Source organism: Ideonella azotifigens (assembly GCF_006519715.1).
Classification (GTDB): Bacteria; Pseudomonadota; Gammaproteobacteria; order Burkholderiales; family Burkholderiaceae_C; genus Ideonella; species Ideonella azotifigens.
The window spans coordinates 1-2,639 of record NZ_VIDT01000713.1; the positions used below are offsets into that span (position 1 = coordinate 1).

The window sequence follows — 2,639 nt, forward strand, 5'->3', positions numbered from 1 at the left end:
CCTCGGCCCGCCGCACGTCGCTGGGCAAGGCGCGGAAGAGGCTGGGGCCATGCAGCATCACCGGCAAAGGCCGCAGGCCGACCTCACCACCCAGGCTGAGCTTGACGACGCTGCTCAGCACGTCGGCCACCATCGTCGTCTTGCCGGCGCCGCGGTGACCCGAGATCAGGAACGAGCGACCCTGGATGTGGCCGTCGCAATAGCGCCGCAGTTCCTGCTTCAGGATGCGACTGGCACTGGACTGCGCGGTGTAGACCCGGCCTTCCTCTCCCAGCGCGGCCGACTGGTCGCTGAGCGGGTCCGGGGCACGGCGGATGCGGAGCGCCATGGCGGCCTTCAGCCCTTGGCGCTGGCTGAAGCCACAGCCGAAGCCGAAGCGGCGGACGCAGGCTTGTTAGCAGGCCCCGGCGTGGCCGGCTCCAAACCTGATGGCCCCGGGCCTCCCAGCAAGCCGAGCAGCAACCACAGGCCCATGCACAGCAACAGCAAGCCGATCAGCAGGCGCATCAGCGCGGGTGACAGGTTCCAGCCCGTGCTTTCGCTGCCAAAGCTGCCCCAGTGACGGCGGAAGCTGAAGCCCTCGTTGCGCGGCGCTCGCAACTCGGGTGGCGCCTGGCTGGCCTGCAGACGGTTTCCCGGCAAGGACGGCAAGAAGGGCCACAGTCCAAGCGCTGCCAGCACGCAGCCCAGGCCAGCCACGCAGAGCAAACAGGCGACGAGGCCTGCTATCAGCAGCAACTGGTCGCGCACGGTCGATGGCGCAGCGTTGGCCACCGCTGGCACGTCGACCTTGGCGTCCTTGGGCTTTGCATCGCCAGGCGGCGCAGAAGCCGCTGCGGAAGCCGGCGATCCCGGCTGGCTGGCAGCGGACGCGGCACCGGGGGGCAATAGCGGTGGCGCACAACTCACCTGCACTTGAACCTGCTTGGTGCCCACCACCACGGTCGGCTTGCGCGGGCCAGTCTGCTGCCCACAGTTCAACAGCACCGGCGCCGAAGCGTCGGACGCAGCGCCGCTGGCGGCCGGGCTGCTGAGCGGCCCCGGCGAAGACTTCGCCGCACACGCGGATCCCAACCAGAGCATGCCCAGCAACGCGCAGATCAGGTCACGGCGAGACGTCAACATGCGCATCGACAAAGCTCCCGGCGCAGTGGTGGTAGGGCTGCCGAGGCTTATACGCCGGCCACCCCCGCGCGGCAACGGTCACACCTCGCACGGCGCGGTCGCATCGCCTGATCTGGGGACACCGCGGCGCCACTCAACCCGCGAACTGCCGCACCCAGCCAACGTAGGTCGCCATCCACCCCTGCAGAAAGCCCTTGCTGGCCTCGCCGATGTCGCCGTTGGCGTCGAACAGGCCTTCCTTGTTCTGCAGGAAGACCTCGGGCTGCGGCAGCGTGACCACGCCAACGGCGACCAGCACGTTGCGCAGGTGCTGCTGGGCCATGGCGGCGCCGGTGCTGCCGGGCGACAGGCCGACGATGCCGGCGGGCTTGCCGGTCCAGCTGCTGTGGCCATAGGGGCGCGAGCCGTGGTCGATGGCGTTTTTCAGCACGCCGGGGATGGAGCGGTTGTATTCCGGCGTGACGAACAGCAGCCCGTGCGACGCGCTGACCTGGGCCTTGAAGCGTTGCACCGTGGCGGCCTGCTGCGCGTCGTCGTCCTGGTTGTACAGCGGCAGGTCGCCAATCTCCAGCTGGTTGAACTCGACGCCCACCGGCGCCAGCCGCGCCAGCGCGGTGGCAAGCTGGCGGTTCATGGACTGCTTGCGCAGGCTGCCGAGGATCACGGCGATCTGCATTGGGTTCTGGCTCATGCGGGGGCTCCCTGGATGATGGAAATGAGGTGGAGACGCTCGGCACCATACTGCGAAGCGTGCCACCGCGCAGCCAGCCTTCGCCTACACGCCAACCCCTCTTTGGCCAGATGACACCGTCACCCCTGCCCCTGCTCTACAGCTACCGCCGCTGCCCTTACGCGATGCGCGCCCGCATGGCGCTGCTGCAGGCCGGGCGGCCGTTCGAGGCCTTCGAGATCGTGCTGCGCGACAAGCCGGCCGCGCTGCTGCAACTGTCGCCCAAGGGCACGGTGCCGGTGCTGCGCCTGCCAGGTGGCGAGGTGCTGGACGAGAGCTGGGACATCATGCGGTGGGCCTTGGCGACCGCGGACGACCCACACTGGTGGCAGGCAGCTCAGTCGCCGCCCAACCTTGCGCTGCTGCAGTGCAATGACGGTGTGTTCAAGCGCGACCTGGACCGCTACAAGTACCCCGAACGTTTCCTCGATGAGCCTCGCTCTCGCGAGGCCGTGCGCGCCGATGCGGTGGCGGCCCTGCTGCTGCCGCTGGAGGCTCGGCTGCAGGACCAGCCTTGGCTGGGTGGCGAACAGCCCTGTGCCACCGACCTGGCGATTTTTCCGTTCGTGCGCCAGTTCGCGGCCGTGGCACCGCAATGGTTCAGCGCACAGCCCTGGCCGGCGCTGCAAGCCTGGCTGGCCGCCTGGCTGGACGGCGCGCTTTTCGCCGCCTGCATGACCAAGTTGCCAAGCCAGCAGGCGGTGGTCTGTCCAGCGCCGCGCGGCTGATCAACGGAAGCCGTGCCGGTCCGCCAGCGCGCGCAGCTGGTGCAGTTCGGCCAGGT

At 69.1% G+C, this 2,639-nt stretch carries 4 protein-coding genes; 1 reads left to right on the forward strand and 3 read right to left on the reverse strand.

The window, feature by feature from the left end:
• The 3 genes from FKP22_RS26650 to FKP22_RS26660 all read right to left on the reverse strand — a co-directional run.
• On the reverse strand, positions 1–328 hold a 328-nt coding region (locus tag FKP22_RS26650; RefSeq protein ID WP_141290955.1), incomplete at its 3' end, for a hypothetical protein.
• A gap of 8 nt (positions 329–336) precedes the next feature.
• Positions 337–1,131, reverse strand: a complete 795-nt coding sequence (locus FKP22_RS26655) for a hypothetical protein (RefSeq protein WP_141290957.1) — start codon at positions 1,129–1,131, stop codon at positions 337–339.
• Between the two features lie 127 nt (positions 1,132–1,258).
• The gene (locus FKP22_RS26660; RefSeq protein ID WP_141290959.1) at positions 1,259–1,816 is read right to left on the reverse strand and encodes an NADPH-dependent FMN reductase; all 558 of its coding nucleotides are present in this window, start codon (positions 1,814–1,816) and stop codon (positions 1,259–1,261) included.
• Positions 1,817–1,926: 110 nt separating this feature from the next.
• Between FKP22_RS26660 and FKP22_RS26665 the strand changes: the two genes are divergently transcribed.
• Positions 1,927–2,583: a glutathione S-transferase gene (locus tag FKP22_RS26665; protein ID WP_141290961.1), complete on the forward strand. Its 657-nt coding sequence runs from the start codon at positions 1,927–1,929 to the stop codon at positions 2,581–2,583.
• The last annotated feature ends 56 nt before the right edge of the window (positions 2,584–2,639 follow it).